The sequence below is a fragment of the Gluconobacter sp. DsW_058 genome, assembly GCF_002153615.1.
Lineage (GTDB): Bacteria > Pseudomonadota > Alphaproteobacteria > Acetobacterales > Acetobacteraceae > Gluconobacter > Gluconobacter cerinus.
Window position 1 is genome coordinate 1 of record NZ_JOPH01000032.1, and the last position, 25,000, is coordinate 25,000.

Annotated in this window: 21 protein-coding genes and 1 pseudogene; 8 read left to right on the forward strand and 14 right to left on the reverse strand. The window is 54.2% G+C overall.

All coding sequences use genetic code 11. The features are described 5' to 3' along the window. Positions 1–68: 68 nt before the first annotated feature. The 3 genes from HK24_RS06045 to HK24_RS06050 form a co-directional block, all read right to left on the reverse strand. Complete coding sequence (locus HK24_RS06045) at positions 69–344, reverse strand: NADPH-dependent FMN reductase (protein ID WP_086633733.1); 276 nt, start codon at positions 342–344, stop codon at positions 69–71. 62 nt (positions 345–406) lie between these two features. Next, positions 407–529, reverse strand: a complete 123-nt coding sequence (locus tag HK24_RS13965; RefSeq protein WP_255376436.1) for a hypothetical protein — start codon at positions 527–529, stop codon at positions 407–409. A gap of 24 nt (positions 530–553) precedes the next feature. After that, positions 554–1,543 (reverse strand): amidohydrolase family protein, encoded by a 990-nt coding sequence (locus HK24_RS06050; protein ID WP_086633720.1) that lies wholly within the window; start codon positions 1,541–1,543, stop codon positions 554–556. A 160-nt stretch (positions 1,544–1,703) separates the two neighbouring features. Between HK24_RS06050 and HK24_RS06055 the strand changes: the two genes are divergently transcribed. Next, positions 1,704–2,627, forward strand: a complete 924-nt coding sequence (locus tag HK24_RS06055; protein WP_086633721.1) for a LysR family transcriptional regulator — start codon at positions 1,704–1,706, stop codon at positions 2,625–2,627. 408 nt (positions 2,628–3,035) lie between these two features. On the opposite strand, the gene HK24_RS06060 is transcribed toward HK24_RS06055, so the two are convergent. Further along, positions 3,036–3,938, reverse strand: a complete 903-nt coding sequence (locus tag HK24_RS06060; protein WP_086633722.1) for a LysR family transcriptional regulator — start codon at positions 3,936–3,938, stop codon at positions 3,036–3,038. Between the two features lie 137 nt (positions 3,939–4,075). Here HK24_RS06060 and HK24_RS06065 point away from each other — a divergent pair, with 137 nt between their 5' ends. From HK24_RS06065 to HK24_RS06080, 4 genes are all read left to right on the forward strand, one after another. Beyond that, positions 4,076–5,290: an MFS transporter gene (locus HK24_RS06065; protein ID WP_086633723.1), complete on the forward strand. Its 1,215-nt coding sequence runs from the start codon at positions 4,076–4,078 to the stop codon at positions 5,288–5,290. A gap of 2 nt (positions 5,291–5,292) precedes the next feature. Next, positions 5,293–5,880, forward strand: a complete 588-nt coding sequence (locus HK24_RS06070) for an SDR family oxidoreductase (protein WP_233126139.1) — start codon at positions 5,293–5,295, stop codon at positions 5,878–5,880. A 6-nt stretch (positions 5,881–5,886) separates the two neighbouring features. Next, positions 5,887–6,141: a hypothetical protein gene (locus HK24_RS13825; protein ID WP_233126140.1), complete on the forward strand. Its 255-nt coding sequence runs from the start codon at positions 5,887–5,889 to the stop codon at positions 6,139–6,141. A gap of 307 nt (positions 6,142–6,448) precedes the next feature. Then, positions 6,449–8,065, forward strand: coding sequence for an alpha-keto acid decarboxylase family protein (locus HK24_RS06080; protein WP_233126141.1), 1,617 nt, complete (start codon positions 6,449–6,451; stop codon positions 8,063–8,065). 86 nt (positions 8,066–8,151) lie between these two features. Here the strand turns inward: HK24_RS06080 and HK24_RS06085 are convergent, their stop codons facing one another. The 6 genes from HK24_RS06085 to HK24_RS06110 are packed head-to-tail and all read right to left on the reverse strand — an operon-like array spanning position 8,152 to position 16,639. Next, a complete protein-coding gene (locus HK24_RS06085; RefSeq protein WP_086633724.1) occupies positions 8,152–8,814 on the reverse strand; it encodes a phosphoribosyltransferase in 663 nt (220 codons plus the stop codon). Further along, positions 8,811–10,073, reverse strand: a complete 1,263-nt coding sequence (locus HK24_RS06090) for an amidohydrolase (RefSeq protein WP_086633725.1) — start codon at positions 10,071–10,073, stop codon at positions 8,811–8,813. Before HK24_RS06090 ends, HK24_RS06085 begins: the two co-directional genes overlap by 4 nt. Next, positions 10,073–11,848: an adenine deaminase gene (locus tag HK24_RS06095; RefSeq protein ID WP_086633726.1), complete on the reverse strand. Its 1,776-nt coding sequence runs from the start codon at positions 11,846–11,848 to the stop codon at positions 10,073–10,075. The genes HK24_RS06090 and HK24_RS06095 overlap by 1 nt, the downstream gene beginning before the upstream one ends. After that, entirely contained in the window at positions 11,841–12,917 is a 1,077-nt protein-coding gene (locus tag HK24_RS06100; RefSeq protein WP_086633727.1) for a nucleoside hydrolase, read from the reverse strand. Before HK24_RS06100 ends, HK24_RS06095 begins: the two co-directional genes overlap by 8 nt. A gap of 13 nt (positions 12,918–12,930) precedes the next feature. After that, a complete protein-coding gene (locus HK24_RS06105; RefSeq protein WP_086633735.1) occupies positions 12,931–14,283 on the reverse strand; it encodes an NCS2 family permease in 1,353 nt (450 codons plus the stop codon). A gap of 4 nt (positions 14,284–14,287) precedes the next feature. Continuing rightward, the gene (locus HK24_RS06110) at positions 14,288–16,639 is read right to left on the reverse strand and encodes a TonB-dependent receptor (protein ID WP_086633728.1); all 2,352 of its coding nucleotides are present in this window, start codon (positions 16,637–16,639) and stop codon (positions 14,288–14,290) included. A gap of 176 nt (positions 16,640–16,815) precedes the next feature. Between HK24_RS06110 and HK24_RS06115 the strand changes: the two genes are divergently transcribed. Continuing rightward, a complete protein-coding gene (locus tag HK24_RS06115; RefSeq protein WP_086633729.1) occupies positions 16,816–17,580 on the forward strand; it encodes a GntR family transcriptional regulator in 765 nt (254 codons plus the stop codon). Positions 17,581–17,650: 70 nt separating this feature from the next. After that, the gene (locus HK24_RS06120) at positions 17,651–18,295 is read left to right on the forward strand and encodes an SCO family protein (protein ID WP_086633730.1); all 645 of its coding nucleotides are present in this window, start codon (positions 17,651–17,653) and stop codon (positions 18,293–18,295) included. Here the strand turns inward: HK24_RS06120 and HK24_RS06125 are convergent. The 3 genes from HK24_RS06125 to HK24_RS06140 form a co-directional block, all read right to left on the reverse strand. After that, positions 18,278–19,624 carry a PepSY domain-containing protein gene (locus tag HK24_RS06125; protein WP_158092990.1) on the reverse strand — a complete coding sequence of 449 codons (1,347 nt, stop codon included), beginning with the start codon at positions 19,622–19,624 and terminating at the stop codon, positions 18,278–18,280. The two genes, HK24_RS06120 and HK24_RS06125, sit on opposite strands and share 18 nt — an antisense overlap. 5 nt (positions 19,625–19,629) lie before the next feature. Further along, the gene (locus HK24_RS06130) at positions 19,630–21,969 is read right to left on the reverse strand and encodes a TonB-dependent receptor domain-containing protein (RefSeq protein ID WP_198942073.1); all 2,340 of its coding nucleotides are present in this window, start codon (positions 21,967–21,969) and stop codon (positions 19,630–19,632) included. 516 nt (positions 21,970–22,485) lie between these two features. Next, entirely contained in the window at positions 22,486–23,823 is a 1,338-nt protein-coding gene (locus HK24_RS06140; protein WP_233126142.1) for a lipopolysaccharide biosynthesis protein, read from the reverse strand. 52 nt (positions 23,824–23,875) lie between these two features. On the opposite strand from HK24_RS06140, the gene HK24_RS06145 reads away from it, so the two are divergent. Beyond that, a complete protein-coding gene (locus HK24_RS06145; protein ID WP_233126143.1) occupies positions 23,876–24,583 on the forward strand; it encodes a hypothetical protein in 708 nt (235 codons plus the stop codon). A gap of 254 nt (positions 24,584–24,837) precedes the next feature. Here the strand turns inward: HK24_RS06145 and HK24_RS06150 are convergent. Continuing rightward, positions 24,838–25,000, reverse strand: a pseudogene (locus HK24_RS06150) (IS5/IS1182 family transposase); the annotation flags it as partial.

Below are 25,000 nucleotides of genomic sequence, written 5' to 3' on the forward strand. Positions count from 1 at the left end.
TGTCCTACAGATACAAAGTGAATCAGATCTCAGGCAGACCGTATAGGCCTTTTGTCAACGTGATCTAATCAGTCAATTGCATTCTTTAGGCCGCTTGGTATTGCTTTGACGTATTCGGGACTCGCTATAATCAATCCATCGTTCTGTCCGACAAGACGTACCAATTCCTGAACGGCTTTCGGCAGTGGAAAAGATTCGAGATCTGGAGAAAAAATCGGAAGATCGCCAATACGATCAAAAACAGTCACTTGATGGTCTGCTCGCACAATTGAGGACATTGCCCGCAAAATGGCGCTATTAGTTGAGGCGCGCCTCCCACTGCCGGATATCGCAAGAATTTTCATCAGGTCTCCCAGGGACGCACGGCAATTATCCAAGCTTCTGAAGTGTCCCACCTTTCGGATATCTAGGGAGACACATAATGTCGATTACTTTCCTCCTTCGGGTAGCTTGATGGCAGGCGGTCCATGACCGCTTCTGGAACGCTATGGCGATCCTTGATACGACTTGGATAGGCGATTGCTGCCATGTCAGTGTCAGACACGTCAATTATTTAGAGCGACTGCGGTAGCTCTTCTGTGAGCCGCTCCCAGTTTCCGTGCGCGAAGCCCTGCGTCGCGGCCTGGTCCAAACCGCAGTTTTCGAGAAAACGTCGTGCGTCGTAGCCGGCGCGGTATTGATACGGGTAGTCGGCGGAGAACAGCAGCCGGTCATAGCCGACGATCCGTGCCGCCTGTTCCAGATAATGTGGCAGGTAGATGCCGCTCGCCGTGACAGACAGGTTGCGCCGGAAATACGTTGTCATGGACTGCTTCAGTCCGGAAACGCGATCCATGTTGGCGATACGCTCGGCGTAGAACAGAACCAGTTCGCCCCAGTGGCCCAAAATAACCTGTAGGTTCGGAAAACGGTCGAAATGGCCCGCCAGCACAAGACGCAGAAACTGGATGCCGGCGTCATAATGCCAGCCGAGGCCGAAACAGGAAAACGCGGCGTCTACCTGCGGGCTGAACCCGGAATAATAGGCATCCCGGACGGCCCTTTCCGGTACTCTAGGGTGAAGAAGGATTGGCGCTTTCAATACTGCAGCGCTCTGGAAGATCGGCAGCAGATCGGCGTGGTCTAGGTTGCGATGGCCCACGCGTCCGCACAGCATCGTGCCCTTGAAGCCAAGTGTCCTGACGCAGCGTTCAAGTTCCAAGGCCGCTTCGTCAGGGCTCGCCACGGGCAACGTCGCCAGCGCCTGAAAGCGGTCTGGATGGCGGGCGACCGCCTCCGCCACGGCATCGTTCACCCGGCGCGCCAGATCGACGCTGTCTGGTCCGAGGTCGTGCAATGACGGTGTGGTGAGCGAAAGCACCTGAACGTCCAGCCCTGTTTCGTCCATGAGTGACAGCCGCTCTTCGGCAAGATCAGCTAGGCGCTTCTCAAGCGGTCCCCCATGGAACGCAACGCTTGGATCAGTGGCTTCAAGACCGATGGCAGACCAGGCGTCCTTTACTTCGCTGGTCAGGAAATGCTCTTCGATACCGATCAACTTCATGGAATGGTTCCTTTCCACAGGCTGCCATCCCGACGGACATGCCTGTTTTCACGTCATCGAAAATAGGTGCGGAACCAGAGCAGGCGCCAGACGCATGAAGATCAAAGTATCATTGCATGCGACGCTATCTGTCGCCGGTCATTGTCGATAGGCTCAGTGCATGGAAAACTTGGATCTCAACCTTCTGACAGCGCTCGATGTGCTGCTCGACGAGGCCAGCGTGACTGGCGCGGCCCGCCGGCTCGTGCTCAGTCCGTCCGCCATGAGTCGCACCCTGACACGGCTGCGCTCGACCACCGGCGATCCGTTACTGGTGCGGGCGGGGCGGCATCTCGTGCCCACGCCCTATGCAGTAGATATCCGCGAGCGCGTTCGTGTCCTGACTCATGACGTGCAGGACGTCCTACGCCCTCGGCATGGGGAATTGGACCTGAAAGCGCTGGATAGGACATTCACCCTTCGCGCCAATGAAGGCTTTCTGAATGTTGCTGCAACGCCTCTTGTAACTGCCATCATGAAGAAGGCGCCACGGGTTCGCCTGCAGTTTGCACCCAAGCCTGACAAAAATGCGTTACCACTGCGAGAAGGAAGGATCGATCTCGAGATCGGCGTCCGGGGTGCGTCTGCGCCAGAGATCCGAAGTCGGCTCCTGTTTCGGGATACGTTCGTCGGCGTAGCACGTATCGGCCATTCTCTTTTCGTAAACGGAGATATCAGCGTGGCGCGCTACGCCGCTTGCTGTCATGTCGTGGCCTCACGACGCGGGACATTCAGGGGACCGGTTGATGATGCACTCGAGCAACTGGGGTACCAACGTACCGTGTCGGTCGTTGTGCCTGGATTTCCGGATGCGTTGGAAATCGCCAGACAATCAGATCTGGTCACAAATGTCCCGCGATCATGTCTCGCGAACCTCACTGATGATTTTGCAAGGGGGGCGAACCTGAGACTGTTCCAGCTTCCTGTAAAAACACCTGGAATCGCCATCTCCGTCATGTGGCATCCCAGAATGGATGCTGATCCTGCACATCGCTGGTTTCGCGATACCGTCCGGGCAGTATGTCGAGAGTTTCTGGCTTGTTAACGATGTCTGCTTTCGGAAAAGCACTCTGTAGCTTCAAGCGTCCAAAATGAGGCGAGAGCAGCAGGTCCGCTTCCGCCTCATAGTGGATGTTCAAACCCATAGAGTGCCTTTCCGACTACGGACATCGTCAACAAGTCCCTGAATGTCCTACGGCATGATGGCATGCGGCGTAGCGTGGTGCCACACCTATGAACGTATCTTGGAACAGGCGCCGCCGCGCCTCGGACGCCAATTGCCAGATCGATCCGTCCTTCTCGCAGTGGCAATGCATCCTTGTCAGGTTTGGGCGTAAACTGCATGGATTTCACCGGTGCAGATGTATGAAGCCTTTATTATGTAAGTCGTCCGCCTAAAAGAATGCGTGGTTTTGTCTTTCGAATGGACTCCCTCGAGATGTAATGATAAAATCTATTGTGTTTGGGAACGTAGATAATCAATAAGCGCACGCAACGCTTTAGGTACATGACGTCCGCTGGGATAATAGATGTGGAATGCTGGTCCGAATGATGCCCACTCTGGCAAAACCTCACACAGCTCCCCCACCTCAAGTTGACGGGCGACACGCTGCTCCTGACAATACGTAATACCAGCGCCTCGTTCAGCCAACTCAATCGCGAGAGCGGTTTCGTTAACGATAACCGCCCAATCGACATGCACAGTCCTCATCTCTTCACCATGCTCTAGCTCCCAACGCTCAAGAGCACCGGTACCCGTACGCAGACCGATACAGCGATGAAACGCAAGATCAGTTGGATGCGTCAGGGGAGGACATGTCGCAAGATAGGTTGGGGACGCGATCATGATCCAACGTAAATCCGGACCAATCGCCTGGGCAACCATATCTTCTGGCACGCGACCACCAAAACGAATGCCTGCGTCATCACCCGCGCTAACAATATCAATAAATTCGTCCTGTACGGTGATATCGAGCATAACGTCAGGATATTGAACGATGAAGCTCGCGAGCAACGGTGCCAGGAGTAACCGTGCTGCATCAGTCAGCACATTCAGGCGCAGACGTCCGGTAGGACGATCGCGATAACGGTTAATTCCCTCCAGTCCCTCTTCGATGACGCTGAACCCGGAGACGAGAGAGGCGATGAGCTCATGTCCAGCATCAGTCGGTGTCACGCTTCGGTTTGTACGGTTGAAAAGTCTTACACCAAGTCGTGCTTCCAGATTTCGCACGGCATGACTCAAAGCAGAGGGAGAGATATCCAGTTCGAGCGCAGCGCGCCGAAAGCCACCAGCGCGCGCTATCACCCGAACCAAATTGAGGTCGCCGAGATCCGTACGGGTAAGATGAGTCATGCCTTCCTCTATAACTTACGCTGGTGTTGAGCTCAGATGAACACGTCATTGACGGAAGATGATAGAGCCTCAGTCGAAGAAACCCGTTAGGCTGGCCGAATTCTGACAATGCGCCCATCATAAGAACGGAATTTTTTATGGCTGAAAAAGGCCGCAACGTGGTGCAAGCGCCCCGCGGGCTGGCGTTCGCGCAAATCGTACTGGGCCTCGGTGGATTGTTCATAGGCACGGGTGAGTTTGCGTCAATGGGGTTGCTGCCCGATATGGCCGCCTCCACACATGTCTCTGTGCCGCAAGCCGGAAACCTCATCAGCGCTTATGCACTCGGGGTTGTACTGGGTTCTCCACTCCTTGCCGTTCTCACGGCCCGCATGGAACGGCGACAGGTACTCATGATGTTGGCGGCAATTGTCTTTGTCGGCAATGTCGCTTCGGCGATCGTCCCGGGTTTCTTTGGGCTCGGGATTGCACGTTTTCTCGCAGGATTACCGCATGGGGCTTATTACGGCACCGCCTCTATCGTTGCCGCAGCCATGGTGCCTCCCTCAAAACGTGCGCAAGCTATTGGGCACGTGATGCTCGGGCTGGCCGCGGCTAATCTCATTGGCGTTCCGGCAGCAACTTGGCTGGGGCAAGCTTTCGGATGGCGTTCGACCTTCGGGGTCGTAGGCGCTGGTGGTCTATTGCTGATCTTCTTGCTGCTCTGGGCCCTTCCCATGATTGACGCAGAAGCCGATGCATCCCCAATGAAAGAATTGTCGGCCTTCCGTCGTCCGCAAATCTGGCTGACCCTCGCTGTCGCAACGGTTGGCTTCGGGGGCATGTTTGCCGTCTACAGTTACATCACGCCAACACTCACCCACGCTGCACACGTTTCGGTCCACCACGTTCCGCTTTATCTCGCTTTGTGGGGTCTCGGAATGGTCGTTGGGAATATCGTCGGTGGCTGGGCTGCGGATCGCGCACTAATCCCCGCGATTTTCGGCATTCTTGTCTGGAATGCCGTGTTTCTCAGTGTCTTCTATTTTACAGCAACAGATCCTTTATCAGCTGCTGTAACGCTATTTCTGATCGGGGTCGGGTTTGCACTCGTCCCCGCCCTACAGGCTCGTCTTATGGACGTAGCTCAAGATGCACAGGCTCTCGCAGCGGCCATGAACCACTCGGCTTTTAACCTATCGAATGCGATTGGTGCATGGACCGGAGGCATGGCCATCAGTGCCGGCTTGGGATGGCCCTCGACAGGTCTGGTAGCCGGTGGGCTCGCGATTGGTGGTCTTGCGATGATGATCCTGTCGTGTGCCGTGGCCCGCATGGGCAATACTTTCAGCAATAAAACTATGGGCTTCTGAAAATGACGGATCTCTCCTCTCTTTTAGCTCCCGGCCGCGTGGCAGTAATCACTGGAGCTGCTGTTGGAATTGGAGCTGCGGCGGCACGTTATTTTTCAGCGTGTGGCATGCGATTATGTCTCTTTGACCGCGATCAGAAGGCACTGGATATCCTGTCGGCGGAACTGAGTCTGGCAGGTCCAGTGGAAGTGGTTGTTGGCGATGTCACATCGTATGAAGATCTTTGTCGGCTCAGGGACACTGCCTATGGTGCCTTTGAGGAGATCGCCATACTGATGAACAACGCTGGTATCTCGGCGGGTGCCGGTCCCTGGAGCGACATACCGGCATGGAGACATCAGCTCGAAGTTAATTTCTTCTCGGTTCTGACGGCTCAAACAATTTTCGTGCCCCGTATGATCGCACAGGACAGTCACGTGGCGATTATCAATCTGGGGTCTAAGGAAGGCATTACGACGCCACCTGGGAATGCAGCATATTCTGTTGCCAAGGCCGGCGTTAAAGTTTCAACCGAGCAACTTGCACATGAATTGCGTCAAATTCCACAGAGCAAGGTTACAGCTCACCTCTTGGTTCCGGGTTATACATGAACACTAATGAATGAGGCTTCAAAACCCGCGGGAACCCCAAAACCCGATGGGGCATGGACAGCCGATGAATTGATCAAGTATTTCGTTAATCGCCTAAAACATGGTGATTTCTATATTCTGTGCCCCGATAATAAAGTTACTCTTGGAATAGATGCAAAGAGAATTCTCTGGGCGGCAAATGACATGATCCTAAACCGGCCAGCCTTATCGCGCTGGAAAGATGGTTGGAAAGAAAAGTTCGTCGCTTTTATAGACGAATGAATATGTATGCCGTTTCTGGTTAAATTTAGCGCTCTTTGAGGCGGAAACGGGGGCTCTCAAAGACTGCGCTGGTACGATGAACGACTGCTTTTCTGCCTTTCTATCCAAAGGCCGACCTTCCGCTTCCCCCCCAAGTCAGCCGCGAGCCTCAGAATAGTTACAGACCTGCGTGAGTTGAAATGGCTATCGCGGAGAGTGGCAGAGATGATCAGACTGTCTTTCCGGGAGCAGACGTTGTCCTTGCATGGCGTCTGTCGAACACGCCTCTTAGAGACCTTTGCGGGCCTTTTTTTGATGTCTCGGACCTATGTCCGATAATCTGATCTTGCTGGATCAACTGATTGAGCATGGCGGTATGAAGCAGATCTATGACTGCAACGAGCTAAACTGTAGCTTTGCTGCAGAAGGCTACGCCCGCGCCAATGGAGCGGCCGCCGCGATTGTCACGTTCAGCGTGGGGGCGATCTCGGCCATGAACGGCCTTGGTGGCGCTTATGCCGAAAACCTGCCGGTTATTCTGATCTCTGGCGCGCCAAACTCCAATGACCATGGTTCAGGACGTGTGCTGCATCACACGATTGGAACCACGGACTACAACTATCAGATGGAGATGGTGAAGCACGTCACCTGTGCTGCTGAGAGCATCACGTCCGCTGATAACGCCCCCGAGAAAATTGACCATGTCATTCGGACGGCACTGCGTGAGAAGAAGCCGGCTTATCTGGAAATCGCCTGTAATGTGGCGAATGCTCCTTGTGCGCGCCCAGGTCCGGTCTCGTCTCTGTTGGCTCACCTGACCCCAGACACGGACAGTCTGAACGCAGCTCTCGATGAGAGTGCGGCTTTTGTGAAGAAGGCCAACAAGGTTGTTATTTTGGTCGGCAGCAAGCTTCGGGCCAGCGATGCATTGGACGAAACGATTGCGCTGGCTGACAAGCTGGGGTGCGCTGTCACCGTCATGGCCGCAGCTAAAAGCTTCTTCCCCGAAACGCATCCGGGGTTCCGGGGTGTTTACTGGGGTGAAGTCAGCAGCCCTGGTGTTGAAGATGTGGTCAAGAGCGCGGATGTCGTCATTACGCTTGCGCCCGTCTGGAATGACTACTCCTCCGTTGGTTGGCGCGATCTGGTCCGCGGAGAGCGTGTCCTTGAAGTCGACCCTCATCGTGTCACGGTTGCAGGGAAAACCTTCGAAGGCTTCCGCCTGAAGGAATTCGTCACGGCCCTTACGGAGCGTGTTTCCAGCAAGCCTGCGTCTCTTGCAGCAGGGTACGCGCCTGTGAAGCTGCCAGTGGCCGATCAGGCCAAGCCACTGACGAACGATGAAATGACTCGCCAGATCAACGAACTTGTTGATGGCAAGACAACCCTTTTCGCTGAAACAGGCGACTCATGGTTCAACGCCATTCGCATGAACCTGCCTGAAGGGGCCAAGGTTGAGTCCGAAATGCAGTGGGGCCATATCGGGTGGTCTGTCCCGTCCATGTTCGGAAATGCCATGGGCTCGCCGGAGAGACAGCATGTCCTGATGGTGGGTGACGGCTCATTCCAGCTTACCGCGCAGGAAGTCGCGCAGATGGTGCGCTATGAGCTTCCGGTTATCATTTTCCTTATCAACAACTACGGTTACGTCATTGAGATCAAGATCCATGATGGTCCGTACAATTACATCCAGAACTGGGATTATGCTGCTCTGATCAACTGCTTCAATCAGGGGGTACCCGGTGAAGAAAGCGGAAAGTACGGCCTCGGTCTGCATGCCACGACTGGTGCTGAACTCGCCGAGGCAATTGAAAAGGCCAAGAAAAACACACGTGGCCCGACCCTGATCGAGTGCAAACTTGATCGGACGGACTGCACAGAGACGCTGGTAGAATGGGGAAAATTTGTCGCTGCTGCGAATTCCCGCAAGCCTACGCTGAGCTGAAGAGTTGCGTTCGATCAGTTACTATTGAATGCCTTTGGATCTGGAGTGAATTCTTCAGATCCAACGGCTTTTAGTCGGAAGCTGTCCTAGGACACAGATTTCTGTTCAACCCACCCATCTTGAACCCGCTCAAAGAGCGGAGACGAAAAGCAGCTTAAGACAGGAAAAGAAAAACGATCTTTCCAGCGATTGCTTTGGGTCATGACACAAAGAGCTGCACAGGGGGAAACTCCCGCCGCAGCAAGAACATTCATGCCAGCCGCGAGTGATTGTCCGGTGCTGACCACGTCATCAACAATGATGGTCTTTTGTGCTGACTTTAGAAGTGGCAGCAGATTGGGGTCCAGATAAAGATTTTTGACGTTATCCGGGCTGGTAATGGACGAAAGTGGCGCAGACAGCGCGTCGTCATACCAGAATTTTCGAGACGTGCTTAATGGAACGTATCGCGCCAACCCGCATCCTCGGGCAACGGCGGCGGCCAGACCCAGGCCCAGGGTCGGCATGCCTACAATCAGATCTGGCTGCAGCGAACGAGCGATAGCCACCAGTTCACCACAGAGAACGTCCATGACTTCGAAGGATGTCTGGTTCACCAGCAGCGATGAGACTGCCTGCTTTTTGCTCGGAAGATCCCGCAGGGGAAGATCGAGGTGCCGATTTCCTACCTGAACTCTGTAGCGATCTGTGTATGGGGGCGTCAGCGCGACATCAGGAGCAAAAGTCTGCCAGAAAGGGAGCGTGCTCAAGATGATAGCTCCACAAATCGAGAAAGCACCGTCACCGCTGTATGCAGAACGGTTTCATCGAAATCAAACAGGCTGGCATGATGAGGAGCGGCAATATCGGAACCAAAAAGACAATATCCAGCCTTGCCGCCCCGGTCCTGAACACGTTGCATCATAAACGTCGCGTCATCTCCGCCACCAATAGGCCAGCTTTGAACAATACTGCCGCCTTTGGTGAAGCAGACAGCGTCTCGCAAGCGTTCCATTATTTCCGGGTCAGAGGTGGCACTGATGGCAGTCCCGTAAACGTCGATTGTGGCTTCAACGCCCTGTGTCAGTGCTGCGCCCTGCAAGGTTCGCCTCGCGCTCGCAGTAAGGCGGCTAAGACCTTCATGAGTTGACGCCCGCAATTCAAGCTCGAGATAGGCATGGTCCGCAATGACGTTCCGCGTTCGGCCGGCCTGCAAAAGCCCCACGTTAATTCGCGTGTCCGACTGGCCATCGCGGGGCAGGGCATAGAGACCGGGAATGGCTATTGCCGCAGCGAGAAGGGCGTTACGACCTTCTTCCGGACACATGGCCGCATGCGCAGCTTGCCCCGTGAAGGTTACGTTCCACTTTTCAGCCCAGAGAAAGCCGTCTGCTGTCAAAGCAATCTGCCCACTCGGTAACTGACAGCCGACATGAGCTGCGAGAAAAATGTCTACATCATCTAGAAGGCCCCTTGAAACTATAGGTTGCGCTCCTCGGCCACCTTCCTCTGCAGGCTGGAAAATAAGCCTGAGCGTTCCTTTCCATTCAGCATCCGGATGAGATAGTTTTTCCGCAATGGCCAAGCCAATTGCCGTATGGCCATCGTGTCCACATGCGTGCATCCGCCCTTTGCATTCGGATACGAAGCCATCCACAACAGGACGATGGTTCCCGGACGCACTTTCGTGAACGGGGAGGGCATCCATGTCGAAGCGAAGAGCCAGAACGGGACCTGCACCACGCTGGATTTCTCCACAGACAGCGGTCTGCCCATCTGGCATTTTTTTGACCCAGTAAGGGGCGGCCCCATTCGCCAATGCTGCACTTTGGGCGGAATGCACATCCTCTTGCGAGGGCAGTCCGCGAACATTGTCCATGCACATGATTTCGGGACCTACTCTGACAGAATATCCCAGTTCTGTCAGACGCGCTGCTACGATCGAGGCAGTGCGGTATTCCAGGAAAGCAGTTTCAGGAAAGCTGTGAAGATCGCGCCGCATGGCTGTGACTTCAGAGGGGAATGTCATCAAATGGTCTCCATGACCATGTTCGTGATGATTTCGCCTGTCATGCCATCTGTAATGCCCAGATCTGTGACATGCGGTCCGGGATTACAGGCGAGGGATGCGCCTGTCACAAGTTTGATCATGGCAGTTGGGCCATCCCATGTCGTCGCTGCCGCAGCTGCATCACGTACAGCGGCAAACTGCTGACTGACAACATCCAGTTTTTCCGGAGATAGTAGGCCGCAGACGGGAAGTGGAACATGAGCGACAATTTGGCCATTTCGTGCAACGGCCATACCGCCGCCACTGGCTATAAGAGTATTGGCCACAAGCGCCATATCCTCGGGGTTTCGACCGAAAACTGCGAGGTTGTGGCTGTCATGTAGGATGGTCGTTCCGATTGTAGCTGACCAGTCTCCCCACCCTTCAAGAACTCCAAGCCCAGGGGCACTATTTTCTCCGTAACGATTGAAAACAGCCATCAGCGCAGTATCAGGCGGCAGCGTGATGTGACCGTCTTTCACATCGACGTCACGTTCTCCCCACTGGGTCGTCCGTGGAGTACGAACGGTCCGAATGCGGGCTTTGGAAGCGTCAGGTACGGGCACCTGAAAATCTTCAGATGTGACTAAAGAATGCTTCACGGTCTTGAGTGGGAGACCTGGAAGTTCGGCAGGAAGATCTGCCAGAAGTGTTCCGTGGGAGGCCGCATGGACGCCTGACGTGAACACTTCTAGCGGCGTGAAATCAGACAGGTTGTCGAAAATAACCAGATCAGCGCGGCGCCCAGCTGCCACCAAGCCGATATCCCTACGTTCAAGACGCATTGCTGCGTTAAGGGTGGCGCATCGCAGCACATCGAGCGGACGCATCCCCAGAGACACAAGGCATTTCAGGTGATGGACCATTCCGCCACGGCGTGACAGGTCATCCGGGAAGACATCGTCTGTGCAGAGGGTAACGGTTTGAGGAACGCAGCCCAGTTCCTGAAAAGCGGCAACGGCTTCAGGTAAAATATTTTCATGCGAAACACGCAGTTCCAGCGTCATGCCGGATCGGAGCTTTTCCAGGATATCGGCTTTGCTTGTCAGTTCGTGATCTGACTCAATGCCTGCCGCCATGAAAGCCTGAAGATCCTGGCCCTTGAGGTTCCGGGCATGACCACACACAAATTTTTCACTGCTAAGGCCGGCACTGACGATGCTGCTCATACGGGATGAGCCATTGATGACGCCGCGCATGTCCATCACCTCAGCAACGCCAATCACTTCGGGCCAGGACAGCATTTCTGTCATGGCGGTTGCGTCAAAGGCTGCGCCTGACCGTTCCAGTCCCGGCGCAGATGGAACACAGGAGGGAGCTTCAACCAGAATGCGCAGAGGCAGGCCTTTGGTGGCTTCAATAGCCCACCTGACCCCGGCCAGGCCGCTCACATTCCCGATTTCGTGCGGGTCCCAGCAAATGGTTGTTGTTCCCTGCGGAACTACGGTTTGCGCATAGACCCGGGGCGTGACCATCGAGCTCTCGATGTGCATATGAGAGTCAATGAGGCCAGGCGCAATAACCGCGCCTGCGAGATCAAAAATTTTGAGAGCGTCGTGTCGTTGGCCAGTTGGATGGGTGCTGGCAATCAGTGGGCCCACTAATCCGACATCGGCGTCACGAAGTTCTCCAGTAGCCACGTCAGCAATTTTGCCATTCTGGAGCAGGACGTCAAATGGAGTTCGACCTGCTGCGGCATCCACCGCGCGCTTGCGCAACTCAGGTGAGGTGAGAGGTACCGTTACATCAACCATGCGTATTCATCCGGTTGGCTGCATCGACAAACGTCTGGATGAAACGCGGCGTATCGACTGCTGTGACAATCTTGACGGGGCGCTCACCAATATGGGGGCGCGTGCTGTCAGGCCACACATGGGCATACCCGTAATTGGGGCCATGCGTCAGATCAACCGTCATGTAAGCCGTCACGCTTTGTGTAATCAGAGCGGGATCTACAGCGATCGCGGCAGCCAGTTCGTCCCACATGGGCTGTGGGTGGAAATAGTGCTTCAGGTAGTCTGACAGCGGTCCCGGACGCTGGGTCGCGCGATCGCGGATTTCTGGTGTCATACGAATGGGGTTGGCAACCGAACCCACGGAGATGACTTCCGGGAAGGGAGCTTCCAACGCGATGCTGGCGGCTTCCGGGTCGAACATGAAGTTAAAGTCGGTGTAGTAATCGGCGCTCTCTGTCACTTGGGAAAGATTGCCGTCCACGATGGCTCCCATGAAGACCAGCCGGCGGCAGAGCGAGGCGAATTCAGGATCAAGCTTGATGGCCAGAGCAATGTTTGTCATGGGGCCAGCCGCAAGGACTGTGACCTCATGAGGATGTTCATGCACCTGTTTAATCAGGAAAAGTGCGGCAGTTTCCCGGGAGACAGCACGGGTCGGCTGTCCTTCTTTCAGGACTTTGACCGGAGGCTGGAGATCAGGAGCATTCCCGCGCCATGCACCCTTCCATGGCATGTTCCCGTTGGATTTCTCCCATGCCAAAAGGCGTGGACGTGAATTAACCAACGGTTGGGTCGCACCCGGTACGACCGGGAGCTCTGCTGGAGCAGAGGCAACCTCCAGAAAGCGGGACAGATGGGCAACGGCCTCGTTTTCCCAGCCATCTCCTACGACAACCGTAAATCCTAGAAGCGTTATTTTATCCGGCTGACCCAGTAGGGGAATGACCGACTGGATGTTTGTTCCGCCCGGTCCGGCAAAATCATTGTCGATAATGACGTAATTCGGAGCAGATGCAGCGTGCGCGTGAATAGGTGCCAAGGCGGAGAGGCCTGCCAGAAAAGCTGAAAGGCAAAGTCTGGGGAACATGGGAAATATCCTCTCAGCCATGGTGGCCGTGCATCTGGGCGGAAACGACGAAGAACATGATGAAAATTACGCAAAGCCCCCACACAACTGGTGAAACGGCTCGGCCCCGGCCTGTGGCGAGAGCCATGGTCGCGTAGGAAAAGGTCCCTATGGCCATGCCGTTGATGAGGTTGCCGGTCAGGAGGGCAATGATAAACGTCAAAGCAGCCGGAGCGCTTTCTTTGAGATCTGAAAGGTCCAGATGGCGAACGCCCTGGAACATCATCATTCCCACCATAAGAAGCGATGGCGCTGTGGCCTGCGGCGGAATGATCATGAACAGAGGCCACAGGAAAAGTGCGGTGAAGAACCCTCCTGCTATCACCAATGCCGTCAGGCCTGTTCGGCCCCCCGCATGCACCCCTGTGATGGACTCTGAGTATACCGTTACGATGGACGTCCCCAGCATGGGGGCCAGAATACTGCCTGCTGCGTCCGTTATAAACGCCTCTCTGGCCCGCGGAATGCGACCATTCTCTGACACCATTCCTGTAGCCGTTACAACGCCCAGCAGGTTGGCAAGCGTTCCAAAGAGTTCAGTGCACAGGAAAAAGAACAGCATCGGCAGCACGTAGAAAATGTGATGCAGAAGGTAGAGCGGCTCAAGCTGAAACGCTGTCTCATGAGGCCAGCGGGGCAGGGCAAAAATATGCGCTGGCCAGGTGGTGATCGTTCCACCTTTTCCGTTGGGTAGGAAGAGACCCACAATCGTTAGCGCAATGATCGAAATGATCAGAGATCCCGGCACCCGTCTGGCAACAAGGACAGGCGTGAGGATAAACCCAGCCAGTGTCATAAGCACTTTAGGGCTGGTAATCGGACCCATTGTGACGAACGTCGATGGGCTCGGCACGACAAACCCAGAGTTGCGCATTCCGATGAACATAATCACCAGACCGACCGCAACCTGAATACCGATCCGAAGGGTGTCAGGAATGTCGTGAGCAATACGCTCGCGGATGCGCGTCAGGCTCATGACCATGAAAACCAGGCCGGTCAGGCAGACGAGGGCGAGGGCAGCCTGCCAGGGAACGCCCATCTGTTTGACCAGAATGATTGCAAAGACGACGTTTGAGCCCATGGCGGGCGCCACACCAAGGGGCAGATTTGCTAGAAGGCCCATCAACGTCGTGCTGAAGACTGCAATCAGACATGTGGCACTCAGGACGCTTGCGCGGTCCATGCCAGCTTCTGCCATGATCATGGGATTGACTGCGACACAGTAGACCATGGCAGCGAAGGTTGTCAGGCCAGCGATGACCTCACGGCCAGCAGTTGTACCGCTGGCCGTGAGCCCGAAAAAACGATCCAGACGGGCTTGAAGCATCAGATCAAAGGTCAATCTTGGCCGTGACCAGAGCGGCGAAGCTTCCGGCGACGTAGTATGTCGGTGAACCCTGCGATGCGATGGTGCTGCCATAGATCCCACGTGCTGCGCGTGAGGATGCGGCGACCCCGGCGACACCTGACAGGTACTTGTTATCGCCAACATTCATGAGGTTCAGCCTGATTTCCGGGTGGGTATGGAAGATCTTCGGAGCCCGATAGCCGAAGTTCATGTCTGCGTTGACATACCCTGGCATGGCCTGGTCATTCATGAAAGTTGAGAACTGTCGGCCTACGTACTTGACGGCAAAGCCTGCGAAATATGTGCCGTCATCATAATCCAGCCCGACGGAAGCCTGCACATTTGGGCTACGCACGGCAGTTTTTCCCGCAGTTGGCAGGTAATCCGATCCGACCTGATAGTTGTTATCGATCGTCGCGTGCAGATATTCCGCCGAAACATATGGCCGCAGATGATGCCACGGACGCAGTCCAAGTTCGATGTCGACGCCGCGCGACGTTTGGCCGCCCGCATTGATGTTTTGGGTAATCTGCGCGTTGTTAATCGTAACCTGCGTAGAAACCTGACGGTTGGTGAAGTTGTAATTGAAGAAAGTGATAGACCCACTCAGGATATCACCCTGATAACGGTATCCCAGCTCTTCAGAGATCGAATATTCGGTCTTCTGGGCAGGGTTCGCCTGCGTCGCCACTTTGCCGGTTGAGGCACTGTACGTGTTGTAAAGCGCATTTAACGTCGGGGTACGGAAATTGGTCGCAACATCCGCGAAGATCTGGTTGTGATTGTCGATGCGATAACGAGCGCCAAGGTTTGGCGTTGCAACTGCCGCGTTCATGCTGGTGCGATACTGCGCTCCGGGGAGATAATTGTAACCGATACGGGTTACCATGGACTCCTTGATCCCCGCTTCAACGCGCAAACGGTTGTGCAGTGCATTGAACGTGTCGCCGAAGAACAAGGTATTTACGCGGGTGATGGTCAGGTTGTCATAGCTGGCAAGACGCGTGCCATCGGACAGCTTCACATTCCCCAGATATCCCCAGACGTTTGCCGGGCCACCATTTTCACCTACCGCGCTGTAGGGATTGACCATGCGCTGCCTGGACCAGTCAAACCAGTATCCAAAGACAAGAGTGTGCTTACCCACTGTATAATGCACTTTGGAAACAAGGCCCGGACGATAGACGTAAGGCGTCCCGAATGGCGTATACATCATCACCTTGTCATTGGTGGTGCCGTTACCATTGAGGTCGATGCTATATTTCTGCGTGCCGGAATAAATGGCGTTCTCAGACAGAAGAGATGCTGAGGCGATCGTGCCTGAGTTCCAGTAAAAATATGGGGTGAAATCAAAGCCAAGCTTGTCATTAACCACAATATTCTGCGGCGCACTCAGGATCAGGACCCGATATGGGCTCTGATGGAGTTTCCAGTATTTGGTGTCGGTCGGTGAAAAATCTTCGGTGTAGTTGGCACCACGCCCATATTGCTGCCAGGCAGCCAAAGACGGGCTCAGATAAGCAACCTTCATGGAATCATCGAATGTCAGCGCCACGGTGCTGCGGCTTCCATTGACCCAGTCTTTGACCAGTTTTGCATCAATGTGCTGCTTGTGATCGTCACCGGCGCCGCGGAAGTGCGGTTCTTCAAGATGAGACCAGGCCACGAAAGCCCGCATGCCAGTGTTGCCAATGTCGCCGCTCTGAAGCCGGACATATTCGCGGTGCGTATTGTAGGAGCCGAACGAGCCCGCAATCGTCGCACCCATTTTGTGCGACGGATCGATCAGGTTCATCGTCACGATCCCACCAGATGCACCAATGACCGGGGAGTCCAGATTGGCGGAACCCTGCTGCATCGTCACTTCATTGAGGTTCTCGGAATCTACCCATTCCGTCGGGAACGCCATGTAAGACCCGATGTCGTTCAGAGGTGCGCCTTCAACAGTGAAGCCGATCTGGTCACTATTCATGCCACGGATCGTCATGTTGCCGCTGACCATGCCAAAGGGGTCAGCGCTTGCGACATTGGCGCCTGGCAAGTTACCGAGTAGTTTGAAGACGTTGGGAGTTGGAGCCTGCTTGGCGATATAGGCCTGCGTGATCTCACTGCGGGATTTCGTGCCGTTCTGAGGAACCATACGGCCACCAGCAACGGACTCTGCCGCCACCCGGATGACTTCAGGCCGGGAAGGAGCGGCTTTTACAGTCTTGCGCGTGGCTGGAGAATGGCGCTTCTCCCCGTCGTGTTTTGTATCTGCAACAGGAGCAGCGTAGGCTGCAACATAGAACATGTTGCCGATAAGGGCTGTACTCAGGAAGGTTGAAGCACGCATGGAAGAAGCTCTCAAACACTGCGGAGACGCCGGAAAGGCACGAAAATCCTGCAGACTGGCCACAAAACAGTGACTGAATCGGCAAAGACGTATTAGGTTGTTATAAGACGTCTTGGTATCGGGTTTTGATGCGCTCTTCAATCCAAAAGTGAAACGTTTTCTGGAATTTTTTCTCTATGCGTAACGCCGTCTTCTCGTCAGCCCTCGATACGAATGGCCCGACGCCGCTTTATCTTCAGGTCGGGCATCATATTTCCGGGCTGATTGGCAAGGACAGCCGTTTCATGGAGCGGCTTCCGTCCGAGGCTGAGCTTTGTCTGATGTACGGCGTAAGTCGCATCACCGTACGGCAGGCGTTATCCTATCTGGCCGAGAGGGATGTTGTTGTCCGCCAGCACGGGCGTGGGACTTTTGTGGGGGCCTTGCATCGTCCAGGACGCCAGAAAACCATCCATTCCTTTTTCGAAATTCTGGCTGGTAAAGGCCTAAGCCCCGAGATGACGCTTCTGGACTATCAGATGCGTCGCCCCCCAGAAGAGGTTGCCTCGGCTTTGTCAGTCAATGACGAGACATTGTTCATCCGGCGCGGCTATCGTTCGGACGAAGGACCTCTGGGCGTGACAGAAGTCTTCTATCCGGGACGGCTTGCATCCCTCGTAACGCCAGAACTCGCAGCTTCCCTGACATCGACAGCAATCCTTCGGGATATTTTCAAGTTCCAGATCGCTCATGCAGACATTTCCATTGGTCTGTCTTACGCGTCTCCGGATGTCGCTCAATGGCTCGATGTTTCCAAGAAATCCGCGCTGATGCGTATCAAGCGTGTGACAACATGCCTCGGAGAAGGTGTCTGTGAGTATAGCCGACTGCTCGTGACGGAAGGTACTGCGGATTTTCGTATCGGTGCGGACGGTGAGATGATGAGCGAAGGCGTGCTGTGAGGGCAGGTCGAGGTCTGCCGCGTAACAAACATGTTGTGCATAGCGCATTGGCATTTGCTATGAATGCCCCATGAAACGGCGTCCGACCCGCAAAAAAAATCCTGCCAAGAGAGCTGTCGCCCCTTTGCGGCAGGACAGAAAAGCTCTTGTCCTGATTGTTAGCATTACATTCGCGTTGCTAGTGGGAGCTGCAGCATTCAGGACCTTCCTGACCTCACATCATACGACAGCAGTTGGCGGCCCTTACGCATTGATTGATGGGCAAGGGCGCCCCGTTAGTCAGTCAGATTTTGCAGGGCGTTATACCCTGATTTATTTTGGCTACACGCACTGTGTAGATGTCTGCCCCTTGACGCTTGAAACAGTTTCATCAGCTCTCGATGAGCTCAGCGTGCAGGGTAAATCTGTAACTCCCATTTTCATCTCCGTTGATCCGACACGCGATACCCCGAAAGTCGTGAAGGATTACGTGGAGAATTTTTCTCCCAGGATCATCGGGCTGACAGGTACGGCTGAGCAGCTTCAGCCTGTTATGGAAGCCTTTCATGTAAAGATGCAGCATCATTCTGGCATGGGACCTGAATACCTGATTGATCACAGCTCATTGCTCTACCTGATGGACGGTCGGAACCATCTGGTCGGAATGATACCGGTTGATTCCAGCGCACATCAGATTGCGACAGATTTAAAGCGTTTCTTACCTGCTCCCTCGTGATGCTTTCAAACGCGAAAGCTTTCCACCCCCTGCGATGCAGATCAGAGATATGCCCAACTCGGGTAACAGAATGCCAAGGATGCAAAGTACCCCGATCGTAATCAGACCCATTCTAGACGATGGGAGAACGGGCGGCGCTCCAAATTCCCCGTCGGGCCTACGTTTAAGCCACAGGACTGTCGCGGCACAACTCATCAGCAGGAGGCCGAGGGCGACCAGAAGGTTGAGCAACTGGTTTGCCCAGCCGAACAGATGCCCCTCATGCGCTGCAACGCCATATCCTATGACACGGTCAATGGCTGCCTTGTGGGAGAAAGGTTCTCTCGCAATAATATGCCCGTCTCCCATCACTTTCACACTTTCTCTGAGAGGCCGGTTCTGAGCGTCGGATCTAATGGTCCAGACATCATCAGGTTCAGCCGGGGGCGTGATAAGAACAGGAGCAGCAAGGGACAGCTTTTCTGCTGTTCGGATCACCTTATTCAGGCCGTCCAAGTGCACCTGTGACGGCATATCCTCTGACATGTCCATTCCGGGCATGTCTTCATGATGTGAGACCATTGGGTGGCCGGCTATCGTCTCTTGGGCCGGCACCGCTCCAATTTCCCAGTCTTTCACTGATGTGATGTGGCCGACAGTATTCTCGACAGAAAGAAGGACATGTCCCCAGACATAAGACCAGGGAAGGCCCGATATCAGAAACAGTGTCAGCACGATGGAAACCCAGACGCCTGTCACAGCATGCAGATCCCTCCAGCGTGCCCGCCCGGTCTGATGAAGGCGCGGATAGAGCACGCCAGCCAAGCCGCGTTGATTTCTCGGCCACCATAACCAGAGGCCCGATACCACAAGCACGATCGTCCATGATGCAACCATCTCCATGATAACTGAGCCCAGATTGCCCAGTAAAAGCTGCCCATGGAGTTTGAAAACCAATCGCTCAAACCGATCCTCTTCGAGCACGGTTTTCAGGACGGCATGGTGGTTCCGTTCCACATAAACTCGCACGGCCTCACCATTGGCACCATTGACCAGAATGCGGGCAGCACTGTGTGGGGATGTAGGAAGTTCATATGCGAGAAAACTGCCACCGGGCACAGCTTTCAGAGCAGAATTGACGTCCTCATGAGGCGATGAGGGTATTGCTGCTGGAAGATGATCGTATTTCCAGTCAATCCATCCTTCGATTTGTGGTTTGAACAGGTAAATACTTCCTGTAAGACACAAAAGAGCGACAAAGGGGAGACAAAACAGTCCCGCAAAGAAATGCCATCGCCACACCGTAAGGCGGTCTGGGCCAAGGGAAGCCAGATAATGTTTTATATTCATGCGCATCACAGTTTTATCCGTACGCCGCCGAAATATGCCCGGGGGGAACCCGCATAAATCGATCCAGTGCTATTCATCAGTGTGGCTGCCGTCGCTTCTTGCCCGTTTGCCTGCAGCTGATCGCTGATATTCGTGGCGCCTGACACATAGGTCTGGTTCGTGACGTTCTGTACTTCGAAATACCAGTGCAGGCGATGCGCCCATCCCATCCGCGCGGGGGGATCGTAATGCATCTCCAGATTTAGAAGTGCATATCCGGGCGCTTTCAGTCGGTTGGCATTGTCTAGCCAATAGGCATCACGCCAGGTGACTTCTGCATATCCCCCAACGCCCTCTAAAGGGCCAGAAGGCTGATCGTAAAGGAAGCGGGCATTCAGGAAGTTGGGAATGACGCCCGGGATGTATTTTCCACTCCGGCTGAAACGCTTTGAGGCAGTGCTACTGGAAAGAACTTCCGTATAGTTTGTGTAGACCTGATTATCGTAAGTGTAGCTGAGCGAGATCCGTCCACCGGGCACGGTATGGGGAAGAGGCGCCCAATCAGCCCCCAAAACAATGCCGCGATGCTGTGAGGCAGGGGCGTTGAATGTGTAGGCCCCAACGGCGTTGACGCCTGCAGACTGATTGACGAGCTCATTGTTGTAAAACTCGTAAAATCCCGTGACCTGAAGGTGTGTTGTGGCCGTAGGGTGCCAGTCTGCGCCGAGGTCAACTCCGACACTCGTCTGGCTCTTCAGTTGCGTATTATTTCCATATTGCCCTTGGGGCGTGATGAAGAAATTGGAAGATGACGGTGTGCCATAAGCTGTGCCAACGCGTGTATGGAAAGTCCAGTGTTCGCTCGGATCATAAATCAGAGCACCTTCAGGCGCGAGATTGAAGTAGAACCGGTTGGCGGTGACGTATTGGCTGTTCATGCCAGATGCTGAATATCCGTATAACGTCTCAGTGGCACCGATATCTGAGTATGTACCTCCTAGTCCAACAACAGCATGCCAACCGGGCGCAAAGTGCCAGTCTTCCTGGAAACGTGCGCCGATATTTGACTGATGTCCGTAGGAAGCAGAACTCATGGCACCTCGGGTGGCACCGCCTAACGGCATGACGTTGTACGTCTGATATCCGTAGTCGAGATAATCAAAACTCAGTCCGCCGAATGTATCGAGGGATGTGGTCCCGATCCGGGCGTGATTGGTAACGTCGCTGCTGACGTTATAGGAGTTGTAGGGACCTACGAAAGACGTTGGTGAAGTGGGTTGGTCTACGTGGCGCTGATCGTATGTGAACTGGTTGCGCCAAGTCGTCTGCTCGTTAAAATCATGCTCCCAACGAAGTCCTGTAACGGTACGGCGATCAAAGCGACCCAGACCAGCAGCCTCGGGACTCATGGCAACTTTACTGCCATACCGGCCATTAACCAGCAGGTTGACGGAAGCGCACCCAGCGCGGGAATTTGATGTATTGTAACACCCATTCTGATAAGGATTTGCGCGATACTGGTTTAAAGACAGACGAACAGGTAGGGACGCGTCGGTCACGTTGTTGACGAACTTCAGGATGAGACGGTCTGAAGATGTCAGATTGACCCGAAGTCGGACGTTTTCTGTTGACGTATTGTAGCGACTGTTAGCGATAAACCCATTTCCACGGACATCGCTCGCGAATACCATAAGGTCATAACGCTGGTTACCAAGTCCGAGCGTCGCGTAGTTGTTGAACATACCAAAGCTGCCGAAATCCGATCCTAATTCCAGCCCGTGGATGTCCGTGCCCTTGCGGGTTCGGAAATTGATTGCACCATTGATCGCATAATTTCCGTAAAGGGTAGACGCCGGCCCTTCAAACACGTCCACCCCCTGATAAGCATGGGGGTCAATCAGATCGGCTCTTGCGGTGCCGTCTGGTTGCGTCATGGGAAAGCCGTCTTCCAGCACCTGCAAGTTTTTTAGCCCATAGGATTGCCGATCTCCCGACCCGCGAACAGAAACGACTGTATCACGCGGGCCATTGCCTTGAGTGAAACTGACGCCTGGAATGGTAACCACCATGTCTGCGACGCTTTGTCCCACTTGATTACCAAAATTGCTGCGGTCTGAACTGTAAGTCGTCTGCCCGGCCGGATGGCTTGTCGCCGGCGCATGATTGGCTGCCGTGACGGTAATAACTTCTGGTTTGGTAAGAGGTGAGGATTGTTTAGGGAGAGATTGAGGTTTGCGGCGATTGTCTTTGAGAGACGTACCTCTCTCATGCCGGAGGGGGGCAGATATGGCAGGAGAGAAGCAGAGGACGGCGCAGGTCATCACGCCTGCAAGCAGGTGAGAAGAGCGATACATAGAGTGAGGCATTGGTCTGAACCTGGATAGACAGCACGAAAACCCGCGTGCGTGTTGCAGGCGAGTGGCTTTTGCAGTTCAGATCAGACGGGAGGGCCCTGGGGGCATTGAGAGGTGCGTTCGGGACTAGGTGGCCCGCGAATTGGCGCAAACATCCAGACGCAGTGAACGAACGCCATGCTCAACGCTATGAGCGTGCAGAAAGCGATTGTTAGCTGGAAAAGATCCAGAGCATCAGACAGCACGAACGCATCGTCCTGTTGATTGTTCTGATGATGATGTGTGCCTTGATCGGACGACGCGTCCTGCGGCGTACAGAAAATGCTTAATTTTTTGAGTTGGTTTAAGGAATCGTCAACGACTGACGACGTCGTTACAAGGCTACCGAACGTCAGGCGTGCCAATAAGGCAAGCAGTACCAAGGGCCAAAAGCCCAATAGATATGCTGAGTTCCTGATCCGGCGATCCATACCGGATGTGCTACTCTCTCTTTCCGGCTCTGACCAGATGGCTGCGTAAGATTTCCGTTCAAGGCCTGTTGGTGAGCGTATCAGAGAGTTTCTGGGCCTTTGCCAGCGCCTTTCTGGTTGTAATGGCAGAAAGCCCAAGCCCAAGAATTGCTGAAGCCACCATGCCCAAGGCGGCGCCCATAGTGCCAAGGTACGGCATTAGAACAGCAAGCGTTGCGAACAAAACCCCTGTTCGAGCAATGCGAACCTGAAGTGCCCGGCCTGCGTGGCCAGTCGCAATAAGGGCGGGTTCAAAGCTTACGCCTATAAGGTCCAGGGACGCGGCAATGCCAAGGGTCACGAGTAGAGGGAACGCCGTTAAATAAGCATGTCCGGCCACTAACTGCAGAACCGGACGCCCGCCGGCCGCAAGAGCTACCGCTATAACCACCGTTACGACGATTGCGAGACCGGTCGAACGGCGAAGTAATAGCCTTATGTTATCAGCTTCCTGACTGGCATGAGCACGGGCAAGCTCTGGCAATACCGCTCGGGAAAACATTTCTGATATGCGAACAAGTGCCTGACTCAGCTGGTAAGCCAGGCGGTAATGGCCTGCGTCAGTGGCACCTGTAAAAATACCGACAAGCATTAATACGATATTATTGCAGCCTGTCCCGATGATTGAATTCAGATTAGTAAGCCATGTGAAACGCCAAATCCCCGGGTTCTCTCGCGGGGCTTGCCACCCTTGCCGGAGATCACTCATGCGAAGAGATCGTGGCATGGTGCGCATGACGCACATCCAGTAAGCGATTGCTGTAATAATATCAGCGATAGCCCAAGCGATAAGAAAGCCTGTCACCGTTGGGTGCCACAAGGTTGCGGCAATCGCACCAACAAACCGTGCGATCGGGGTAACAGCATCAGCCATGGCTCCTACACCGAAACGGTCGTGCAGCCGCAGCAGACCAACAGCGGTGGACCGGACTGACAGTAGAATAACAAAGCAGAACGCAAGTGCGGCATTGGACAGGGCGTGGGACCAACCAAGCAGCGGACCCAAAAGAGTAACCCCGCCCCATGAAATGAGGCATCCGGCGATGCCCCCGGATACATCAAGGCCGATACAGAATCCTGTAAGGCGCGAAAGGGCGCTTTCATCCTGTGCCGTTACATGACGCACGCCATACCGGATAATAATTTGCCACGTCTGAAAACTGACGAACGCAGCGATGGCCTGGGCTGTGCTGAACACGAGTGTGAACTGGCCAAAACCTTCGCTCTTCAGCGTTCGAACGGCCAGTCCCAGATAAATCAGACTCAGAACTGCGCCAACGACTTTGCCTGCCAGGAGCCATGCAAGATTTGACAGCGTACGTTTCAGTAATCCGTTTTCTCGTGAAATGGTATTCAATGGTGCTTGCTTACCAAATGAGAGAAAACTATATATTTAGACATGAAGAACGTTGCATTTCTGTATATTACTGAATCTTATCAGTGTTATCACGCTGCAGCAATTGCTTCTGGAATTAGCTCAATCTGACAAAGTCAATATTACAAACTTTTACAACGATCCGGAAACACCATATCATCTAGAAAGAGTTCGTTACGCGGCGGGAGCTCCTGAAATGGAGTATCGGCCACTTCGTCGATCGTTGCCGACTGCTGCGATGCAGTCCATCCGTATCTTGGGAATGTTCAAGGATATGGTGCTGCGCGATAATGCTGCGGAGCTAGATCAATACGATGCCATTGTGACGGTTGAGGATACTGTTGCATCCGCGAGGCGACTTGGCATTTCGTCTCCTCAATTGATCTATATTCCACATGGCTGCGGTGATCGCGCGCGTGGCTTCACCAGCGAAGTCAAAGCATTTGATCATGTTCTTCTGTCGGGCCAAAAATCGGCTCAAAGAATGCTGGAAAACGCGCTGATCAAGCCTGAAAATCATTCAGTGATTGGATCAGTCAAGCTTGAGACCTGCAAGCTCTTTCCCGATGTAACACGGTTCTTTTCCATTCAACGCCCAACGGTGCTTTACAATGCTCATAAGGCGAGGGGGCTGTCATCCTGGAAACGGTTTATTGAGCCTCTGCTGGAGCAGTTTTCCGAGCAGTTTGATTTTAATTTGATTGTTGCGCCGCATACAAAAATGTTCAGGCGGCGCAGGTAATCAGTTCGGGATAGCTGGAATGGGCGAAGCAATTCTCAAATATTAATCGACACCGGATCTGAGCGGTGTGTCGATATGACGTACACATCTGCCGCTGATATTTACGTTGGAGATGTGAGTAGTCAGGTTTGCGAGTTTCTGGAAACACCTCGGCCGTGCGTTTTTCTAAATGCTCATCAGATTGACTGGCAAAACAACCCTGACTTTGCGCATTGGCACTTCGGAGATGTCGTTGATGACCCTAGGTTCAGGACTCATAGCCAGAAGAAGACGGTCGGGCATCTATCGTAGGGGGTTGCGACCCGCCGCAAGTCTTTGAGCCTTCCGAACATGATCTCGATACGATTGCGGCGTTTGTATTTTCGCTTGTCGTATTTGACTGGTTTTCCGTGAGATTTCCGTCCTGGAATGCAGGGC